We start from the raw sequence: 19,543 nt of genomic DNA, 5'->3' as shown, positions 1-19,543 counted from the left end.
AAGGCAAGAGCGCCGCGTTCATTCAGATGAGGCGCGTTATCGTTGACGTTCTTCGCGAGCAAGCTCGCTCCTACAGGGGATCGGTCAGCTGGCAGTAGCCAGGAGCAAGTCCTGCACCGAACGTCCCTTGTCGCGGTTTCGATCGTGCTCATACAACGATGCCGCAATCTCATCCGCCCGAATCGGCAGCACCGACAGCAAGGTATCGCTCAAGCCATGGCTGGCCTGGCTGAAGCCCTGGATGTAGATGCCGGCCTTGCAGCGTTCGTCGGTGACGATGCGGTAGTCGCGGGCCACTTCGAAGTCGCCCATGTAGGCCTCCAGCGGCGCCAGCAGTTCACGGTGCATCTGGCGCTCGTAGCCGGTGGCCAGGATTACCGCGTCGTAATGGTTGAGGCTGGTTTCGCCGGTGGCGCTATTGCGCAGGGCCAGTTCGATACCCAGCGGGCCTGGGGTGGCTTTCTCTACCACGGTGAGGGTGCGGAACGCCTGGCGGGCGATGCCGGAGACTTTCTGGCGGTAGAAAATCCCGTAGATGCGCTCGATCAGGTCCAGGTCCACCACCGAGTAGTTGGTGTTCTGGTACTCGGCGACCAAACGCTCACGCTCGGCACCGACTTGCTGGAACACCAGGTCAGTGAAAGCTGGTGAGAACACTTCGTTGACGAACGGGCTGTCGTCGGCTGGCTTGAGCGCCGAGCCGCGCAGGATCATGTCGACCTGCACCGACGGGAAGCTGTCATTGAGGTCGATAAAGGCTTCGGCCGCGCTCTGGCCACCGCCGATCACGGCGATGCGCATCGGCTTGCCGTCTACGCACGGCTGGCTGGCCATGCGCTCCAGGTACTGGGAATGGTGAAACACCCGGCTATCGCCCTTGAGCGCCTTGAATGCCTCGGGGATGCGCGGTGTGCCGCCGGCGCTGACCACCACCGAACGGGTGGTGCGCACATGCTGCTCGCCCTGGGCATCACGGGAGATCACGCGCAACGCCTCGACCTGCTGCTGATGCAGGATCGGCTCGATGGCCAGCACTTCCTCGCCGTAGTTGGCCTGGGCCTGGAACTGCCCCGCCACCCAGCGCAGGTAATCGTTGTACTCCATGCGGCAGGGATAGAAGGTGCCCAGGTTGATGAAGTCCACCAAGCGTTCGTGGGCCTTGAGGTAGTTGACGAAGGAATACGGGCTGGTGGGGTTGCGCAGGGTCACCAGGTCCTTGAGGAAGGAAATCTGCAGTTCGCTCTGGGTCACCAGGGTATTGCCGTGCCAGCGGTAGTCGGCTTGTTTGTCGAGAAACAGCACGTCCAGCTTGCCCTGGGCCTTTTCACGCTCCTGCAGGGCGATGGCCAGCGCCAGGTTCGAAGGGCCGAAACCGATCCCGATCAGGTCATGAACCGCGGGCGAAGCAATTGCCTGTGTCATTCCAGTGTCCTCTGGATAAGCCCCTTGGCGATGGGGCGGGAATACCTTCATGGCCTGAACAACAGGCCGTGTGTTGATAGGAAACGAGGACAGTGAAATAAAATTTAACTAACAGCCGATCAGTGCGCTTCCCACTCGCGCATGCGCACCCGGCAGTGCTTCATCGCATTGACGATGTGTTTTTCCACCAGGCTGCGGGAAATGCCCAGGCGTTCGGCGATTTGCACGTGGGACAGGCCTTCGAGTTTGCGCAACAGGAAACTGTCGCGACAGGCCGCCGGCAACTCGGCCAAGGCGCGCTCGAGCATCTCCAGGCGCTGGCCCTGATCGTGGCTGGCGTGGGGGGAACAGGCGGCGAAGCGCTCTTCGCTGTCCAGCACCTCCAGGGGCTCGGCTTGGCGCACGGCATTGCGCCGATGGCCGTCGATCACCAGGTTCAAGGCGGTGCGGTACAGGAAGGCGCGCGGTTGTTCGATCGGGGTGTCGCTGGAGCGTTCGAGCACCCGCACATAAGCGTCATGCACCACATCTTCGGCCACCTGACGGTTGCCCAGCTTGGCGTTGAGGAAACACACCAGCTCGCGATAGTAGTTTTCCACCATGACTCCTGACCCCACGGCCTTAATACCAACGACGCCCCCCCCTGTAGGAGCGAGCTTGCTCGCGAAAAACCCAAGAGCACATCCGCTTACCTGAATGCACCCGCAACCAATGGCGGTTTTGCCATCACCGATGATGGCAGTTTGAGCGTGTGCAATTTATAGTAATTCTCATCTACTTTTAAAGAACTCTCTCGTCAGCGGTCGAATTTTTTCTCCAACCGAGCTGTAACTACTTATGTAACAGCCTAAATTCCCGGGCATTTTCCTCGTTTACCTGTCAGCTCTGCGCGACTGCGCCCCGAACTTTCCTGGCTGGAAGCTACCGATGAAACGCCCTCGACCTGCCCGACGCGCCCTGCTTGTGGTGGCGTGCCTGATTCCCATCGTTGCGTTTGCCACCTGGCAGGGCCTGACGCCGGGCCGCGACGCCCTGGCCACCGTCACCGTGACCCGCGCCGACATCGAAAACAGCGTCACCGCCCTGGGCACCCTGCAACCGCGACGTTACGTAGACGTCGGCGCCCAGGCCTCCGGGCAGATCCGCAAGATCCACGTCGAGGCCGGCGACCAGGTCCAAGAGGGCCAGTTGCTGGTGGAGATCGACCCCGCCACGCAAAAAGCCAAGCTCGACGCCAGCCGCTATGCCATCGAAAACCTGCAGGCCCAGTTGCAGGAGCAGAAAGCCCAGCATCAACTGGCCCGCCAGAAGTACCAGCGCCAGCAGCGCCTGAGTGCCGGCAACGCCACCCGCGAAGAAGACGTGCAGACCGCCAAGGCTGAACTCAACGCGACCCAGGCACGGGTCGAGATGTTCCAGGCACAGATCCGCCAGGCCCAGGCCAGCCTGCGCAGCGACGAAGCCGAGTTGGGCTACACGCGCATCTACGCGCCGATGACCGGCACCGTGGTGGCCGTGGACGCGCGCGTCGGCCAGACCCTCAACGCGCAACAGCAAACCCCGCTGATCCTGCGCATCGCCAAGCTGTCGCCCATGACGGTGTGGGCGGAAGTTTCCGAAGCCGACATCGGCCATGTCAAACCCGGCATGAGCGCGTATTTCACCACCCTGAGCGGTGGCAGCCGGCGCTGGACCAGCACCGTGCGCCAGATCCTGCCGATCCCGCCCAAGCCCTTGAACGAAACCCAGAGCAACGGCAGCCCGAGCAGTACCAGCAAGAGCGGCACTGGACGAGTGGTGCTGTACACGGTGCTGCTCGACGTAGACAACGCCGACAACGCGCTGATGGCCGAGATGACCACCCAGGTCTTTTTCGTCGCAAGCCAGGTTAAAGATGCCCTCACCGTACCGGTCGCAGCCTTGCAAGGCGTGCCTGGCTCCGCAGCGCAAATCGCCCGGGTGGTGGCCAAAAACGGTGCCATCGAAGACCGCGAAGTGCGCCTGGGCATCAGCGACCGCCTGCGCGTCGAAGTACTCGGCGGGCTGAACGAGGGCGACCACCTGTTGATCGGCCCGGCTGACAGCCATGGGGGCTGAATTGACCACGCCGCTGATTGAACTCAAAGGCATTCGCAAATCCTACGGCGGCGGCGACAGCCCGCAGGTCGATGTGTTGCGTGGCATTGACCTGTCGATCCATGCCGGCGAGTTCGTCGCCATTGTCGGCGCGTCGGGCTCGGGTAAATCGACGCTGATGAACATCCTCGGCTGCCTCGACCGCCCCACCGAGGGCGACTACCTGTTCGCCGGGGAAAACGTCGCCCACCTGGGCAGCGACGAACTGGCCTGGCTGCGCCGCGAAGCCTTCGGTTTTGTGTTCCAGGGCTACCATTTGATTCCCTCAGGCTCTGCCCAGGAAAACGTCGAGATGCCGGCGATCTATGCCGGTATCAGCGCCACCGAGCGTCATGCCCGCGCACGCGCCCTGCTCACCCGCCTGGGCCTGGCCGAACGCACCGGCAATCGGCCGCACCAGTTGTCCGGTGGGCAACAGCAACGGGTGTCCATCGCCCGCGCCCTGATGAACGGCGGCCATATCATCCTCGCCGACGAACCCACCGGCGCCCTCGACAGCCACAGCGGCGCGGAGGTCATGGCCTTGCTCGACGAACTGGCGAGCCAGGGCCATGTGGTCATCCTGATTACCCACGACCGTGAAGTGGCGGCGCGGGCCAACCGTATCATCGAGATTCGCGACGGCCAGATCATCAGCGACTCGGCTGACACCCGCGCAGCCACACCCAGCGTGGCGGCCGGCGCCTTGCACGCCGTGGACCTGCGCCAACGCCTGGCCGACGGCGCCGAGCACAATGGTGCCTGGAAAGCTGAATTACTGGATGCGGTGCAAGCCGCCTGGCGGGTGATGTGGATCAACCGTTTTCGCACGGCGCTGACGCTGCTGGGCATTATCATCGGCGTCGCGTCGGTGGTGGTGATGCTGGCGGTGGGCGAAGGCAGCAAGCGCCAGGTCATGGCGCAAATGGGCGCGTTCGGCTCCAATATCATCTACCTCAGCGGTTCTTCACCCAACCCGCGTACGCCGCTGGGTATTGTGTCCCTCAACGACGTCGCCGCCCTGGCGACGCTGCCGCAGGTCAAGCGCATCATGCCGGTCAACGGCACCGACGCGGGCGTGCGCTTCGGCAATGTCGACTACATGGCCTATGTGGGGGGCAACGACACCAACTTCCCGGAGATTTTCAACTGGCCGGTGGTCGAGGGTAGCTATTTCACCGAGGCCGACGAACGCGCCGCCGCCACGGTCGCCGTGATCGGCGCGCGCATCCGCCAAAAGTTGTTCAAGGACGTGGCCAACCCCATCGGCCAGTACATCCTGATCGAGAACGTGCCCTTCCAGGTGGTCGGCGTGCTCGCGGAAAAAGGCTCCAGCTCCGGCAACAAGGACAGTGACGACCGTGTCGCCATTCCTTACAGCGCCGCCAGTGTCCGCCTGTTCGGCAGCTACAACCCCGAATACGTGGCGATTGCCACCACCGATGCGCGCAAGGTGCATGAAGCCGAACGCGCCATCGACCAACTGATGCTGAAGTTGCACAACGGCAAGCGCGACTACGAGTTGACCAACAATGCCGCGATGATCCAGGCCGAAGCGCGTACCCAGAACACCCTGTCGCTGATGCTCGGCTCGATTGCGGCGATTTCGCTGTTGGTGGGCGGCATCGGCGTGATGAATATCATGTTGATGACCGTGCGCGAACGCACCCGTGAAATCGGCATCCGCATGGCCACCGGGGCACGCCAGCGCGACATCCTGCGCCAGTTCCTCACCGAAGCGGTGATGCTCTCGGTGGTCGGTGGCCTGTTCGGTATTGCCCTGGCCTTGCTGGTGGGCGGCGTGCTGGTACTGGCTGAAGTGGCGGTGCAGTTTTCCCTGGTGGCAGCGCTCGGTGCGTTTGGCTGTGCATTGGTTACCGGTGTCGTATTCGGCTTTATGCCGGCCCGTAAAGCTGCCCGGCTCGATCCGGTTAAGGCGTTGACCAGTGAATAAACGATCTCTCACTCCACAACTGTCAGCGCTCAGTGTGTGCCTGTTGCTCACGGCCTGTGGCGCTAACCCGCCCGCCATCGACAGCGGCATCGCTGCGCCCGCCGCTTGGCACTATGCCGAGCACGAGGTAAACCAAGCCACCAACCAACACTGGTGGACGCAGTTTGGCAGCCCGGCGTTGAACCGCCTGATCGACCAGGCCCGCCGTGACAGCTTCGACGTAGCGGCGGCCATGGCGCGTGTCCGCCAGGCCCAGGCCACGGCGGTGATCGCCGGTGCACCGTTGTTGCCGGAGCTGAAGTTCAACCTCGGCGCCAGCCGTCAACGGCTGTTGCGCGGCAGCGGCAACTCGGAGCTGGACGCCACCGAGAGCAACAGGACCGTCACCAACTATGACGCCAACCTCACGGCCAGCTACGAAATCGACTTCTGGGGTGGCCGCGCCGCTGCGCGCGACAGCGCCGTGCACAGCCTGCAGGCCAGTGAGTTCGATCAGGCCAACGTGGAGCTGACCCTGCTCAGCAACGTCGCCGACCGCTACGCGCAAACCCTGGCCGCACGCCAGCGTTTGCAGATTGCCGAGCTCAACCTGGCGAATGCGCGCAATGTGCTGAACCTGGTGCAGACCCGCTTTGATGCCGGTTCCGCCACGGCCCTGGAACTGGCACAACAGAAAAGCCTGGTGGCCGGTCAGCAACGGCAACTGCCGCTGATCGAGCAATCGGCCGAAGAATCGCAGATCACCCTCGCCGCCTTGCTCGGCCAGCCCGTGCAGGCCCTGGACCTGGGCACAGAACCCTTCCATGCACTGAGCTGGCCGAGTATCGGGCCCGGCGTGCCCAGCCAGTTATTGAGCCGGCGCCCCGATCTCGCCCAGGCCGAGGCCCAGTTGGCGGCGGCCAGTGCCGACGTCACGGTGGCCCGTGCGGCCATGCTGCCGACGGTGACGTTGGGCGCAACGCTCGGCTCAGGCGCGTCCAAGGCCGAAGAGATCCTGCGCAGCCCTTTCTACACACTGACCTCGGGCCTGATGGCGCCGATCTTCAACAATGGCCGGCTGAGCGCCGAGCGCGACAAGGCTCGGGCACGCCAGGATGAACTGCTGCAAACCTACCGCGGGGCGATCATCAACGGCTTTGCCGATGTGGAAAAAGCCCTCAGCAGCATCACCCGCCTGGACCAGCAACGCCAGTGGCAAACCGAGGAACTGCACCAGGCGCAGACCGCCTTCCAGATTGCCCAAAGCCGCTATGAGGCCGGCGCCGAAGACCTGCTCACGGTACTGGAAACCCAGCGCACCCTGTACGACGCCCAGGACCAGAACGTACTGCTGCGTTTGTCGCGCCTGCAGGCCAGCATCGCCCTGTACAAAGCGCTAGGCGGTGGCTGGAACACCGATATCTGATAAACGAAACTCATATTTCATACACCAGCTGTTTCTTCACCTTACATTTTCCACCCCAAGGTCCTTGGTAAAAAAGCCGTTATCACACGGATGCCCGGGACCTCATGATGAAACCCAGCGCTTTTGTAAACGGCCTGGCCTGCATCGGCTTCTGGCTGATACCAAACCTGGCGTTGGCCGAGCCCTTGATCGCCCCCACCGCGATCGACTGGTTGCTGGACTGCCCACTCACTGCAACAGCGCGCCTGGACCCCGAAGTGGTTGGCCGCACCCAATGCGGCCTGGTCAGCGTGCCCCGCGACCATGCCGCCCCCCAGCGCGGCCGCATACGCCTGAGCGTGACACGGGTAGGCGCACGGCAGCCGCTCAACCGTGAGGGTGTGGTGTTCATTCAGGCAGGCGACCCCCAACAGGCCAAAGGCGCACCTTTCGTCCTTCACCTGGCCAGTCGCTGGGAGTCGCTTGCCACCCAGGCCTATCGCACCCTGGTCGACCGTTATGACGTGATCGAGCTGAGCACCCGCGACCTGCGCCAAGGCAATGGCGTGGAACAGGCCGCGCAGGATATGGAGTTCGTGCGCGGGCAACTGGGCGAGGCACGCCTCAACTACCTGGGCAACGCCGCGGCCACTCGCCTGGGCAGCCGCTATGGCACGCTGTTTCCCGAGCGCGTCGGGCGCATGGTGCTGATCAATACCGAACCTGGCGAACCACTCGCCACCGGTGTCGAGCAACTCTTGCTCAAGGAGTCGGCACACGCAGGCGCCGACGGCTGCGTGAGCCGTTGGCTGGGGGATTTCCTCGCTTACGGTAAACAGCCGCCGGCGTCCGCACGCTGCCTGGATTTGGGCGCCTGGGAATAACCTGCGCATTTACGACCCCTATTCACCGAAAACGACCCCTTGCGTTGACGCCCCTGCCCAATCGTTATTAAGTACTATTTATCCGCATTAATACGATAAATCACCGCCATGCTGAGTCGACCGCTACGCCGCAAACGCCAGAAGCTGTCCGATGTGATTGTCGAGTCGGTCAAGCGCTCGATCGTCACCGACGCCTTGAAGCCCGGCGACCGCCTGCCCACCGAACGCGAGCTGATGGAAAGTTTCCAGTGCTCCAAGGGCTCGGCGCGCGAAGCGCTCAAGGCGCTGGAGGTCGAAGGCCTGGTGAGCACACGCACCGGCCCCAGCGGCGGGGCCTACTTGAATCAGGCCGGCACTGAACCGGCCAGCCGCGCCTTGCGCAATTACCTGCACTTCCAGCACCTGGACGGCGAGCAGGTCTACCAACTGCGCAAGGTAATCGAAGTGGAACTGGCAGTGTCGGTGCTGGGGCGTTTGAGCGAAGACGATTACATCGCCCTGCAAGCCAACGTGGAGTTTTGCAGCGCCCCCGAAGACAGCGAAGCCGGCCAGCGCGAACAGCGCCTGGCGGAACTGGAGTTCCACAACCTGCTGGCCCGGGCGTGCCCCAACCCGCTGCTGAGTTTCATGGCGCAGTTTCTCAATGACTTGCTGCGCGATCTGGTGGTGCTGAAAAAGGCCTACAAGCCCAAGCGCAAGCAGTTCGACGCGGCCAACCTCGACTATCACAAGCAACTGCTGATCGCCTTTCGCGCTGGGGATGAAAGCGCGGTACGCAGCTTGATGCATGAACACATGTGCGATGCCGAACACCATATGACCGCTCTGGAAGGCCAGGTAAGCCCGCACTTTCTACTGGAGTTCGACCACTCTTAAACACACCGAACATCCAATGTGGGAACCCGATCAATGTGGGAGCTGGCTTGCCTGCGATGGCATCGACTCGGCCTTCCCTGTAATACCGAGGCGCCTGCATCGCAGGCAAGCCAGCTCCCACATCTAATAACAAGCCTGCCCACAGGCCCTTGCTCCACCGTATCGCCCTTGCCGCTCCTGCCAATAACTAAACCAGGGAGTCACCCCATGCAGCGTCGTACGTTATTGAAAGCCAGCCTCACCGCAGCCGCCGCCCTCAGCCTTCCGCTGAGCGTGCGTTCGGCATTCGCCGCCGAGCCTTTTACCTTTTACGGCCTCAAGTCCATGTCTGGCGCCTTTGCCAGCTATGGCAAATTTGCCGACATGGGTTCGCGCCTGGCGGTGCAACAACACCCCCAATTGCTCGGCCGCCCGCTGAACTACAAGGTCATCGACACCGAAGGCAACGCCGGCAAGGCGGTGCGCAAGGTGCAGGAAGCCATACAGCAGGACGGCGCGCGGTTCTTCCAGGGCTGCACGCTATCGTCTTCCGCCCTGGCAGTGGCCAAGGAAGTGGACAAGGTCGGCGGCGTGTTCATGACCCCGGTGGGCGCCGATGAAGTTACAGGCAAGGACTGCAACAAGGCGACCTTCCGCTGGTCGGTCCCCACCTACGGCGCGATCCGCGAAACCATGGTGCCGCTGATCAAGCTGCTGCCGGACGCCAAGCGCTGGTACACCATCACCCCGCAATACGTGTTCGGCGAAGCCTTGCTCGAAGGCGCCAAGAACGTGCTCAAGGAACATGGCCTGGAACACGTGGGCAACAGCTATCACTCGCTGCAAGAACAGGAATTCTCCGGCTATCTGACCAACGCCATTTCCACCAAGCCCGATGTGCTGGTGCTGCTCAACTTCGGCAGCCAATCGTCCAACACCCTGCGCCAGGCGGTGAACTTCGGCATCAAGGAACGCATGAAGGTCTTGCTGGTGTGGTCTGCCGGCCTGGATCAATTCCAGGAACTGGGCAGCGATGTGCTCGAAGGCGTGTACCTGGGCGCGCAGTACTGGCATCAGGTCGACACCCCGCTCAACCGTGAACTGGTCAAGCTCACCCAGGCCACCTACGGCATCAACCCTACCTACCCGCTGGCCGCCGACTACATCAGCACCAAAGTCATGCTCGACACCATCATTGCCACCGGCAGCTTCGACGGCCCGACCGTGGCCAAGGCCATGCAGGGCTTGAGCTACGAAGGCCCGACCGGCAAGGAGTCGATCCGCGCCGGCGACCACCAGGTGATCAAGGATTATTACCTGTTGATCGGCAAGGCCAGCGGCGACATGGCCGACAAGGACGACCTGGCCAAAGTGCTCAGCGCTGGCCAGTCGTTCCCCGCAGTCGAGGCGACGGGCTGCACACTCGGCTGACCGCTTAACTTTTGTCGCGCAGGGCCGTGCAAGCGGCCGTCTGCGGAGGGTGCCTGCATGCTTAATCTGTACCTGTTCCAGATTCTCAACGGCCTCGGGTTGGGGATGATCTACTTCCTGATCGCGGTGGGGCTGACGATCATTTTCGGCTTGCTCAACTTCGTCAACTTCGCCCACGGCGCGTTCTTCCTGCTCGGCGCCTACATCTGCTACACCGCCGTGAGCCTTACCGGCAACTTCTGGCTGGCGCTGCTGATCGCGCCGCTGGTGGTGGCCGCGCTGGCCTGGGTGATCGAGCGCTTGCTGATCCAACGCATCTACCACTTGCCGCACATGTTCCAGATTCTGGTGACCTTAGGGATCGCCCTGATCATCCAGGAAGCCAGCGTGATGATCTGGGGCCCAGTGGGCAAAAGCGTCGCCGTACCAGAGCTGCTGCGCGGCGTGCTGGTGGTGGGTGACTTTGTCTATCCCTACTACCGCCTGTTCCTCATTGTGTTTTCCGGGCTGGTGGGCCTGGGCCTGTGGCTGCTGCTGGAACGCACGCGCTTCGGTGCCCTGGTGCGCGCCGGCAGTGAAAGCACTGAAACCGTGTCGCTGCTGGGCACCAATATTTTCCGCCTGTTCTCCATGACCTTCGCCCTCGGCGTCGCCCTGGCCGGTGTCGCCGGGGTGTTGTTCGCACCCTTGCGCGGCGCCCAGCCCTTCGTCGGCCCGGAGATTTTGGGCATCGCCTTCGTGGTGGTGGTGATCGGCGGCATGGGCTCGTTCAGCGGCGCGCTGGTCGGCGGTTTGCTGGTGGGCGTGGTGCAAAGCCTGATGACCACACTCTGGCCCCAGGGTGCGAGCCTGATGATCTACGGCGCCATGGCCGTGGTGATTCTGGTGCGCCCTTACGGTCTGTTCGGGAGAGCCTGACATGAGCGAGAAAAACCCCCTGCCGTTCGCCAAGACCCAATCCAGAGCCATGTTGCTGTGGGTGCTGGCCGTGCTGATCGGCCTGCCGTTGGTATTGCCCTCGGCGACCCTGGCCACCGAGATCCTGATCTTTGCCATGGCCGCCCTGGCCTGCAACCTGCTGCTGGGCTACACCGGGCTGCTGTCCTTCGGCCAAGGCATCTTCTTTGGCGCCGGCGCTTATTGCGCGGCGCTGTTGATGATCCACCTGCAACTGGGCCTATTCACCGCGTTGCTGGGCGCGGCGCTGGCCGGCGGCGTGCTGGCTTTGCTGGTGGGTGCCCTGGCGATTCGACGCACCGGCATTTATTTCGTGATGCTCACGTTGGCGTTCAGCCAGATGGCTTACTTTGTTGCCTACACCCTGAGCGACTGGACCGGTGGCGACAACGGCCTCCTCAGCGTGCCGCGCCCGGAAATCCGGGTGGGTGACACCGTGCTGCTGTCCCTGGCCGATGCCCGCGCGTTCTACGGTTTTGTCGCGGTGCTGTTCTTGCTGATCTTCGTCGGCGCACGTCGGGTGATCGCCTCACCGTTTGGCAGCACGCTGATGGCGATTCGCGAAAATGAAACCCGCGCCTCGGCCATCGGCTACGACACGCGCCACTTCAAGATCCTGGTGTTCGTGCTGTCCGGCGCGGTCACCGGGATTGCCGGGGCGCTGTACGCCATGCTGCTGCACTTTGTGCCGCTGTCGAATATCGACCTGGCGATGTCCGAGAACATCCTGATCATGACCATCGTCGGCGGCACCGGCTCGCTGTTCGGCTCACTGCTGGGCGCCGGCTCCATCGTGCTGCTGGGGGATTTCCTCTCCGACCTGTGGCCGCGCTGGCTGATGCTGCTGGGGGTGATCCTGATCCTGGTGGTGATCTTCATGCGCGGCGGGTTGTGGGGCGGCCTCGCGTCGCTGTTCGAGAAGGTGCGCGGCACGCGCAAACCCGTGGTCGTCGCCAAGGAGGACGGGCTATGAGTATCTTGCTGGAAACCCAAAACCTGGAGCTGGCCTACGGCGCGTTCCATGCGGTCAATGGCGTCAACCTCAAGGTTGAAGCCGGCACCATCCACACCATCATAGGCCCCAACGGCGCCGGCAAGACCAGCCTGTTCCATTGCCTCACGGGTGAGCGCCAGGCCACCGCCGGGGCGATCCATTTCGACGGCAAGAACCTGATGCGCAAGCCCGCCCACGGCCGCGTCGGCCTGGGCATGGCGCGCTCGTTCCAACTCACCAGCCTGTTCCAGAACCTCAGCGTGCGCGAGAACCTGCGACTGGCCGCCCAAGGCCGCGACGGCGTGCGAGCCTTGAATTTCTGGCGTCGGGTCGACAGCCAGCGCGAACACCTGGAGATGGCCGACCAGGTGCTGGAACGCCTGCAACTCACGGCACGCGCCGACACCCTGGCCGGTGAGTTGTCCCACGGCCAACAACGGGTGCTGGAGGTGGGCATGTCGATCGGCTCCAAACCCAAACTGTTGATGCTCGACGAGCCCACCTCGGGCATGGGCATCGACGATATCCCGATCATGACCCAACTGATCAGCGACCTTGGCCGCGACCATACGGTGCTGCTGATCGAACACAACATGAGCATCGTCATGTCCATCAGCCAGCGCATCACGGTGATGAGCCATGGGCAGATTCTGGTGGAAGGCACGCCGGAATTCGTGCGCGCCGATGAACGTGTGCGCACTGCCTATCTTGGGGAGGCTGCCTGATGCTGATCGTCGAGAATATCCATTCCTACTACGACAAAAGCCATGTGCTGGAGGGTGTGTCGCTGAGCGTCAACCCCGGCGAACTGGTGACCCTGCTCGGCCGTAACGGTGCCGGCAAGACCACCACCCTGCGCAGCATCCTCGGCATCATCTGCCCGCGCCAGGGCCAGATCCACTTCAACGGCCAGGCGCTGGTCGGGCAAAAGATCTTTGAAATTGCGCGCCAAGGCCTGGCGCTGGTACCGGAAAACCGCGGAATTTTCCGCCTGCTGACGGTGGAAGAAAACCTGCGCATCGCCGCCCGCAAGCACAGCCGCTGGCAACTGGAAGACGTATACGCCATGTTCCCGCGCCTCAAGGAGCGGCGCAAAAACGCCGGCCACGCGTTGTCCGGCGGCGAACAGCAGATGCTCGCCATCGCCCGCGCCCTGCTGAACGATCCCAAGCTGCTGATCCTCGACGAACCCACTGAAGGCCTGGCCCCTGTGATCGTTGACGAGCTGGTGAAGATCCTGCGCAAGGTCAAGGACGAGGGCCTGCCGGTGTTGCTGGTGGAACAGAACCTGATGGTCTGCGACAAGCTCGCCGACCGCCATTACGTGCTCGAACAGGGCCGCGTGGTGTACGAAGGCAGCGCCGCTGACTTCCGCGCCGACCCGACGATCAAAAACCGATACCTGGCCTTGAGTGCCTGAGTGGAGATTCCTGATGAACAGTCTTGCGCAACCGCTCCAGAGCAATGCCCCGCTGATCAACCGCGACCGCTTGTGGCAGTCGCTGATGGACCTGGCCCGGCTCGGCGCCACGGCCAAGGGCGGCGTGTGTCGCCTAGCCCTCACCGACCTGGACCGCCAGGCCCGCGACCTGTTTGTGCAGTGGTGCGAAGCCGCCGGGTGCAGCGTCAGTGTGGATGCCATCGGCAATATTTTCGCCCGGCGCCCTGGCCGCAACCCCGCCCTGCCCCCGGTGATGACCGGCAGCCATATCGACACCCAGCCCACCGGCGGCAAGTTCGACGGTTGCTACGGGGTAATGGCCGGGCTGGAAGTGATCCGCACGCTCAATGACTTGCAGATCGAAACCCAGGCGCCCATCGAAGTGGTGGTATGGACCAACGAAGAAGGCTCACGCTTCCCGCCGTGCATGATGGGCTCCGGGGTATTTGCAGGGAAGTTCGACTTGCAGGAGACCCTCGACAAGCGCGACGACCAGGGCCTGTCGGTGGGCGCCGAATTGCAGCGCATCGGCTATGCAGGTTCGCGTGCGGCGCTGGGCCACCCGGTGGGGGCGTATTTCGAAGCGCATATCGAGCAAGGCCCGGTGCTGGAGGACCAGGCCATTACCCTGGGCGTGGTGATGGGCTGCCTGGGCCAGAAATGGTTCGACCTGACCCTCACTGGCGTGGAGGCGCATGCGGGCCCTACACCCATGCACCTGCGCAAGGACGCCCTGGTGGGCGCTGCCGAGGTGGTCAGCGCGGTCAACCGTATCGCCCATCAGCATCAGCCTCACGCCTGCGGTACCGTCGGCTGCCTGAACCTGCACCCTGGCTCACGCAACGTGATCCCCGGCCAAGTAAACATGACCATCGACCTGCGCCACCTGCACGCCGACAAGCTGCAAGCCATGGTCGATGAAGTGCGCGCAGTGATCAAAGAATCGGCCGCCCGCCACGGCTTGTCGTTTGAACTGACGCCCACCGCCGACTTTCCGCCGCTGGACTTCCACCCGGCCTGCGTCAACGCCGTGCGCGAAGGTGCCAAGGCATTGGGCTTGAGCCATATGGACATCGTCAGCGGCGCCGGGCATGACGCGATCTTCGTCGCAGAACTGGGCCCGGCCGGGATGATCTTTGTGCCGTGCGAAGGCGGCATCAGCCATAACGAAATCGAAAACGCCGCGCCGGATGACCTGGCGGCGGGTTGCGCGGTGTTGCTGCGCGCCATGGTGAACGCGGCCCAGGGGGATCTGGCATGAGTGAGATTGGCCAACTGACAGCGGTGCAGCTGTTGCAGCATTTTCGCGACAAAAGCTTGTCCCCCGTGGAGGTCACTGAAGATGCGCTGCTGCGCATCGAGCGCTACAACCCGGTGGTGAATGCCTACTGCCATGTCGACCCGCAAGGCGCACTGGACGCGGCGCGAGCGTCGGAACAGCGCTGGCTCAAAGGCGAACCTTGCGGCGCACTGGATGGCGTACCGGCGTCGATCAAAGACCTCACCTTGACGGTCGGCATGCCCACGCGCAAAGGCTCGCGCACCTCCAGTGCCGAGGGCCCATGGGACGTCGACGCGCCCTTCTCGGCCTTCATGCGCAAGGCCGGCGCGGTGCTGCTGGGCAAGACCACCACCCCGGAATTCGGCTGGAAAGGCGTGACCGACAACCCGCTGTACGGCATCACCCGTAACCCGTGGGACACGCGCACCACCGCCGGCGGTTCATCCGGGGGCGCCGCTGCGGCGGCGGCATTGAACCTGGGCGTGCTGCACCAGGGCAGCGACGCCGGTGGCTCGATCCGCATTCCCTGTGCGTTTACCGGCACCTTCGGGATCAAGCCGACTTTCGGCTATGTACCGCAATGGCCGGCCAGTTCCATGACGATTCTGTCGCACCTGGGGCCGATGACGCGCACCGTGGAAGACAGCGTGCTGATGCTGCAAGCCGTGGCGCGACCGGATGCACGGGACGGCTTGATCGGTGCGCCGCGAACCACGCCCTGGCTCATTCCAGGAACGGACTTGAAAGGGTTGCGTGTCGCCCATAGCCCCACGTTCGGCTATGTGAAAGTCGACCCGCAAGTTGCCCAGGTAGTGGATCGGGCTGTGCAGGGCCTGGTGCAACTGGGCGCCCATGTCGAGCAGATCGACCCCGGTTTCAGCGACCCGCTGGAGGTGTTCAGCACCCTATGGGCTGCCGGCGCAGCACGCCTGACCGGCACGATGAGCGAGGCGCAAAGGCAACTTCTGGACCCAGGGCTGCTACGCATTGCACAACGGGGCGAGCGCTTGAGCCTGGATGATTTCAATGCAGCCCTGGAAGCCCGGGCGGCGCTGGTCGCACAGATGGCGGCTTTCCATGAGCATTACGATGTGCTGGTGTCACCGATGATGCCGATCACCGCGTTCGAAGCCGGGCACAACGTACCGCCGGGTTCGGGAATGACTGAGTGGATGGAATGGACGCCGTTCACCTACCCGTTCAACCTCACCCAGCAACCGGCGGCGTCAGTGCCCTGCGGGTTGGCGGCAAATGGCTTGCCAGTGGGCTTGCATGTGGTGGGCGCGCGGTTTGCCGATGAACAGGTACTTAGGGTGTGTCACGCGTATGCACAGGCATTCCCCACAGCGCACTTGCACACACCGAAAATCCCGACCTGAAATACCTACAACTGTGGGAGCTGGCTTGCCTGCGATAGCGCTGGTTCAATCAGCACATTGACCTCTGACACACCGCCGTCGCAGCTTCTACACAATTTTGTAGGTTGTAGCAGCCAACGGTAACCACGATGCGAAGCGAGCCGCTCTTGATCTGCTTTTGATCTTGATCTCAGGCGCCCCGTTAAACCACGCTGGCCGGAATTCGACAGGGATTTGGGGGGTAAACCGGCAGGGATGCCGGTTTAGCCGCCCCGCGCCATGGATGGCGCGTGGCGGCGGCCCCCCAAATCACTGGCGGATTACGGGCACACCGAGCCTAAGCGAGGTGCCGAGTGGTGGGGCAAGAGCGTTTTGCTTACTTTGCCGCTTTTGCAAAGTGAGCCGCCGTCAGGGCGGAACCCTAAGTGGCCGTTACCTAAATAACGGATATGTACGCGCTCTGATCCAACATCCCAGTTGACTGTCAGGCCGTCTTCGCAGGCAAGCCAGCTCCCACATAGGACTGCGGCGCGTCAGGTGGATAAGCGTCGCTGTCAGGCCGCCACGGGAGCAAGCTCCCTCGCCACAGATACAGCGTCGTACCAAAGTTATGTAGATACCTATGCTGCGATAGCGGTGTGTCAGAGGCCAATGGGCTAACTGAACCAGCGATTTCGCAGGCAAGCCAGCTCCCACATGGATCGCATTCCAATCCTGCATCGCTCTACAATGCCCCTATTCATCCCCGGGGGCTTCATGGACATCGAACTGGCACGCACCTTCCTCGAAATCACCCGCTGCGGCAGCCTGGCCGCAGCGGCCGAGAAACTGCACGTCACCCAGACCGCCATCACCGCCCGGGTGAAAAACCTGGAGAACCAGCTGGGCTGCACCCTGTTCGTGCGCAACCGTGCCGGTGCGCGGCTGACCGCCGACGGCGAGGCCTTCGTGGTGTATGCCAACCAGTTGCTGCAAACCTGGGAAGCGGCGCGCCGCGACCTGCCATTGCCAGACGGCTATCGCAACGTGCTGCATATCGGCGGTGAAGTCAGCCTGTGCAACCCGTTGATGCTCGGCTGGGCCAAGGCGCTGCGCGAACACATTCCGGGCCATGCTCTGCGCACCGAAGTGCGTGAGGGCGAGTACCTGCTGCGCCAACTAGAGCTGGGTGTGCTCGACGCCGCCCTGGTGTTCCAGCCGCAATACTGGCCGGGCTTGCAGGTGGAGCAGGTGCTGGAAGAAAAGCTGATTCTGGTGCAACTGGCGAGCAAACCCGAGCCTTACGTGTATATCGACTGGGGCCAGGGTTTTCGCCAGCAGCACGACGCCGCCCTGCCCGACCGTGCGCGTGCCGCGGTGAGTTTCAACCTGGGGCCGCTGGCGTTGCAGTACATTCTGGAAAACGGCGGTGCCGGCTACTTCCGCACACGGGTGGTGCAAAGCTACCTGGACAGCGGCGTGATGCAGCGCGTGCCCAAGGCGCCGGAATTCAGCTTCCCGACCTACCTGGTGTATTCGCGGGCGCGGGATTCGGCGGTGTTGCAACAGGCTTTGGAGCTGCTACGTACAGTGGTGAAGGCCGAAGGCGACTGGTCGCAACGCTGGGACCCGCTGATTTGAATCACTCTACATCTGCGCACATGCTAGCCTGCTGGTGTTTCCCCTCGCAGCCTTACCGATGAACAAGAAAAAGTCCGTCACCATCAGCGACATTGCCAAACGGGTCGGCATGACCACCATTACGGTGTCCCGGGCCTTGAGCAAACCCGACCTGGTCAAACCCGCCACCCTGGCGCGCATTCTGGAAGTGGCACGCGAGCTGGACTACGTGCCCAACGCCTTCGCCCGTGGGCTAAAGCGCAGTGAAAGCCTGATCATCGGGGTCATCACCGCTTCGGTGGACAACCCGTTCTACAGCGAGATGATCAAGGCGATTTCCCGCGAGGCGAAAAAGCACGGCTACACCATCATGCTGGTGGACACCGATGAGCTGGAGGAATTGGAAAGCAAGGCGGTGGATACCCTGCTGGGGTATCGCGTGGCGGGGATCATCCTCTCGCCGGTCTCCGATGAACCGAGCTACCAACCCGACTATCTGGAGCGCCTGAGCAACGGCAAGACCCCGGTGGTGCTGCTCGATCGCACCATCCACGACAGCCCGTTCAGCCGTGTGGTGCTCGACAACTACCACAGCGGCTTGCAAGCCGCGCACTACCTGTTACGCCAAACGCCCAACCTCAAGCGCCTGCTGGTGCTGACCGGCCCCGAGCACTCGCGCATCAGCGTGGAGCGCCTCAAAGGCCTGCGGGAAGTGCTGGCCGAACACCCCGACATTCAGGTCGAGGTGCAGGCGGGTGACTACACGCTGATGCCGGCTTACCTGCATACCCTCGACTACCTGGCCGCACACTCGGCGCCGGACGCGATCATGGGTTTCAACCAGTTGATCACCCTGGGCGCCCTGCGCGCGTTACGCATGCACAACATTGCCCATGACAGCCTGACCATCTGCGGCATCGACCGCCTGCCCTTCGCCGATATCTTTGGCGTGCCCATCGCCTGCGTGGCCCATGACGCGTCCCTGGCCGGCAGCAGTGCGGTGCGCCTGCTGCTCGACCGCCTGCAAGACCCGTACAAGCCACGGGATAAAGTGGTCATCGCCGGGCAGCTGGAAAACGGCTAGCGGCTGGTGTAGCCGCCGTCCACCGGCAGGCTGACGCCACTGATCATGCTCGCCGCGTCGCTGAGCAGGAACAGCACCGGCAGCGCCACTTCCGCCGGTTGCGCAAAACGCCCCAACGGAATCGCAGCCAGCGCCGGGTCGCGCTTGGCCGGGTCGGACCAGGCCATGGTTGCCATCGGCGTCAAGGTCACGGTGGGGTTGACGCTGTTGACGCGTATGCCAAAACGGCCCCACTCGGCGCATTGCACACGGGTGATTGCATCCAGCGCGGCCTTGGAAGCGCAGTAGCTCAGGTGATCGTCCAGCGCCACCAACGACGCCTGGCTGGAGACGTTGACGATGCTGCCCGCCATGTTCGCCTCAATCATCTTCGCCGCGACCCGGCTGGCCACTTGCGCAGCGGCGCGGGCGTTGACGTTCATCACCTGATCGAAGGCGCTGGCGCTGATAGCGGCGGCGGGTTCCAGGCGTGAAATCCCGGCGCAATTGACCAGGCCGTGCAGGGGCGGCAAAGCTTGCAGGGCTTCGTCGAGGGTGATGTTGTCAGCGATGTCCACGCACAAGGTGTGGCAACCCAATGCCGCCAAGGCTTGGGCGTCGCGACCGAGGGCGAAGACTTCGGCGCCGCTGGCGATCAGTTGCTGGGCAATTTCGCGACCGATGCCGCTGCTGGCACCGGTGACGAGGATGCGCCGGTGAGAGAAGTCGAAGGTAGTGGTCATAAATAAAGATCTCAAAACCAATGAAGATCCACTGTGGGAGCTGGCTTGCCTGCGATAGCGG

At 63.1% G+C, this 19,543-nt stretch carries 17 protein-coding genes; 14 read left to right on the top strand and 3 right to left on the bottom strand.

Features of this window, described 5'->3' with window-relative positions:
* Positions 1–84: 84 nt before the first annotated feature.
* Both TX24_RS22905 and TX24_RS22900 read right to left on the bottom strand, forming a co-directional pair.
* Positions 85–1,422, bottom strand: a complete 1,338-nt coding sequence (locus TX24_RS22905) for a lysine N(6)-hydroxylase/L-ornithine N(5)-oxygenase family protein (RefSeq protein WP_003192323.1) — start codon at positions 1,420–1,422, stop codon at positions 85–87.
* A 119-nt stretch (positions 1,423–1,541) separates the two neighbouring features.
* Entirely contained in the window at positions 1,542–2,024 is a 483-nt protein-coding gene (locus TX24_RS22900) for a sigma-70 family RNA polymerase sigma factor (protein ID WP_003192325.1), read from the bottom strand.
* A 325-nt stretch (positions 2,025–2,349) separates the two neighbouring features.
* Here TX24_RS22900 and TX24_RS22895 point away from each other — a divergent pair, with 325 nt between their 5' ends.
* The 14 genes from TX24_RS22895 to TX24_RS22830 all read left to right on the top strand — a co-directional run bounded on the left by TX24_RS22895 (position 2,350) and on the right by TX24_RS22830 (position 18,760).
* Positions 2,350–3,519, top strand: a complete 1,170-nt coding sequence (locus tag TX24_RS22895; protein ID WP_034134278.1) for an efflux RND transporter periplasmic adaptor subunit — start codon at positions 2,350–2,352, stop codon at positions 3,517–3,519.
* Positions 3,509–5,491 (top strand): MacB family efflux pump subunit, encoded by a 1,983-nt coding sequence (locus tag TX24_RS22890; RefSeq protein ID WP_137204340.1) that lies wholly within the window; start codon positions 3,509–3,511, stop codon positions 5,489–5,491. The genes TX24_RS22895 and TX24_RS22890 overlap by 11 nt, the downstream gene beginning before the upstream one ends.
* Entirely contained in the window at positions 5,484–6,896 is a 1,413-nt protein-coding gene (locus tag TX24_RS22885) for an efflux transporter outer membrane subunit (RefSeq protein WP_003192331.1), read from the top strand. The genes TX24_RS22890 and TX24_RS22885 overlap by 8 nt, the downstream gene beginning before the upstream one ends.
* Positions 6,897–7,003: 107 nt before the next feature.
* On the top strand, positions 7,004–7,759 hold the full coding sequence (locus TX24_RS22880; protein WP_003192332.1) for a hypothetical protein: 756 nt from the start codon (positions 7,004–7,006) through the stop codon (positions 7,757–7,759).
* Between the two features lie 108 nt (positions 7,760–7,867).
* On the top strand, positions 7,868–8,635 hold the full coding sequence (locus tag TX24_RS22875) for a FadR/GntR family transcriptional regulator (RefSeq protein WP_003192333.1): 768 nt from the start codon (positions 7,868–7,870) through the stop codon (positions 8,633–8,635).
* A gap of 207 nt (positions 8,636–8,842) precedes the next feature.
* Complete coding sequence (locus TX24_RS22870; protein ID WP_003192336.1) at positions 8,843–10,045, top strand: ABC transporter substrate-binding protein; 1,203 nt, start codon at positions 8,843–8,845, stop codon at positions 10,043–10,045.
* A 57-nt stretch (positions 10,046–10,102) separates the two neighbouring features.
* Positions 10,103–10,963 (top strand): branched-chain amino acid ABC transporter permease, encoded by an 861-nt coding sequence (locus tag TX24_RS22865; protein ID WP_003192337.1) that lies wholly within the window; start codon positions 10,103–10,105, stop codon positions 10,961–10,963.
* A 1-nt stretch (position 10,964) separates the two neighbouring features.
* A complete protein-coding gene (locus TX24_RS22860) occupies positions 10,965–11,975 on the top strand; it encodes a branched-chain amino acid ABC transporter permease (protein ID WP_057711219.1) in 1,011 nt (336 codons plus the stop codon).
* Entirely contained in the window at positions 11,972–12,721 is a 750-nt protein-coding gene (locus tag TX24_RS22855) for an ABC transporter ATP-binding protein (RefSeq protein WP_057711217.1), read from the top strand. Before TX24_RS22860 ends, TX24_RS22855 begins: the two co-directional genes overlap by 4 nt.
* On the top strand, positions 12,721–13,416 hold the full coding sequence (locus TX24_RS22850) for an ABC transporter ATP-binding protein (RefSeq protein ID WP_003192343.1): 696 nt from the start codon (positions 12,721–12,723) through the stop codon (positions 13,414–13,416). The genes TX24_RS22855 and TX24_RS22850 overlap by 1 nt, the downstream gene beginning before the upstream one ends.
* Positions 13,417–13,429: 13 nt before the next feature.
* Positions 13,430–14,698 (top strand): Zn-dependent hydrolase, encoded by a 1,269-nt coding sequence (locus tag TX24_RS22845; protein WP_057711215.1) that lies wholly within the window; start codon positions 13,430–13,432, stop codon positions 14,696–14,698.
* Positions 14,695–16,098: an amidase gene (locus TX24_RS22840; RefSeq protein ID WP_057711213.1), complete on the top strand. Its 1,404-nt coding sequence runs from the start codon at positions 14,695–14,697 to the stop codon at positions 16,096–16,098. The genes TX24_RS22845 and TX24_RS22840 overlap by 4 nt, the downstream gene beginning before the upstream one ends.
* Before the next feature lie 735 nt (positions 16,099–16,833).
* Complete coding sequence (locus TX24_RS22835; protein WP_003192349.1) at positions 16,834–17,697, top strand: LysR family transcriptional regulator; 864 nt, start codon at positions 16,834–16,836, stop codon at positions 17,695–17,697.
* A 58-nt stretch (positions 17,698–17,755) separates the two neighbouring features.
* Positions 17,756–18,760 carry a LacI family DNA-binding transcriptional regulator gene (locus TX24_RS22830; protein WP_003192351.1) on the top strand — a complete coding sequence of 335 codons (1,005 nt, stop codon included), beginning with the start codon at positions 17,756–17,758 and terminating at the stop codon, positions 18,758–18,760.
* On the opposite strand, the gene TX24_RS22825 is transcribed toward TX24_RS22830, so the two are convergent.
* Positions 18,757–19,482 carry an SDR family oxidoreductase gene (locus TX24_RS22825; protein WP_057711211.1) on the bottom strand — a complete coding sequence of 242 codons (726 nt, stop codon included), beginning with the start codon at positions 19,480–19,482 and terminating at the stop codon, positions 18,757–18,759. The two genes, TX24_RS22830 and TX24_RS22825, sit on opposite strands and share 4 nt — an antisense overlap.
* Positions 19,483–19,543: the final 61 nt, after the last annotated feature.

This window comes from Pseudomonas lactis (assembly GCF_001439845.1).
GTDB lineage: Bacteria > Pseudomonadota > Gammaproteobacteria > Pseudomonadales > Pseudomonadaceae > Aquipseudomonas > Aquipseudomonas lactis.
The sequence above is the reverse complement of the archived record's forward strand: the minus strand, read 5'-3'. Positions and strand labels throughout refer to the sequence as shown.

Coding starts and splice junctions, on each gene's coding strand:
- TX24_RS22850 (WP_003192343.1), top strand. CDS start 12,721: ATGCTGATCGTCGAGAATATCCATTCCTACTACGACAAAAGCCATGTG.
- TX24_RS22835 (WP_003192349.1), top strand. CDS start 16,834: ATGGACATCGAACTGGCACGCACCTTCCTCGAAATCACCCGCTGCGGC.
- TX24_RS22900 (WP_003192325.1), bottom strand. CDS start 2,024: ATGGTGGAAAACTACTATCGCGAGCTGGTGTGTTTCCTCAACGCCAAG.
- TX24_RS22830 (WP_003192351.1), top strand. CDS start 17,756: ATGAACAAGAAAAAGTCCGTCACCATCAGCGACATTGCCAAACGGGTC.
- TX24_RS22890 (WP_137204340.1), top strand. CDS start 3,509: ATGGGGGCTGAATTGACCACGCCGCTGATTGAACTCAAAGGCATTCGC.
- TX24_RS22855 (WP_057711217.1), top strand. CDS start 11,972: ATGAGTATCTTGCTGGAAACCCAAAACCTGGAGCTGGCCTACGGCGCG.
- TX24_RS22895 (WP_034134278.1), top strand. CDS start 2,350: ATGAAACGCCCTCGACCTGCCCGACGCGCCCTGCTTGTGGTGGCGTGC.
- TX24_RS22825 (WP_057711211.1), bottom strand. CDS start 19,482: ATGACCACTACCTTCGACTTCTCTCACCGGCGCATCCTCGTCACCGGT.
- TX24_RS22870 (WP_003192336.1), top strand. CDS start 8,843: ATGCAGCGTCGTACGTTATTGAAAGCCAGCCTCACCGCAGCCGCCGCC.
- TX24_RS22840 (WP_057711213.1), top strand. CDS start 14,695: ATGAGTGAGATTGGCCAACTGACAGCGGTGCAGCTGTTGCAGCATTTT.
- TX24_RS22865 (WP_003192337.1), top strand. CDS start 10,103: ATGCTTAATCTGTACCTGTTCCAGATTCTCAACGGCCTCGGGTTGGGG.
- TX24_RS22905 (WP_003192323.1), bottom strand. CDS start 1,422: ATGACACAGGCAATTGCTTCGCCCGCGGTTCATGACCTGATCGGGATC.
- TX24_RS22875 (WP_003192333.1), top strand. CDS start 7,868: ATGCTGAGTCGACCGCTACGCCGCAAACGCCAGAAGCTGTCCGATGTG.
- TX24_RS22880 (WP_003192332.1), top strand. CDS start 7,004: ATGAAACCCAGCGCTTTTGTAAACGGCCTGGCCTGCATCGGCTTCTGG.
- TX24_RS22860 (WP_057711219.1), top strand. CDS start 10,965: ATGAGCGAGAAAAACCCCCTGCCGTTCGCCAAGACCCAATCCAGAGCC.
- TX24_RS22845 (WP_057711215.1), top strand. CDS start 13,430: ATGAACAGTCTTGCGCAACCGCTCCAGAGCAATGCCCCGCTGATCAAC.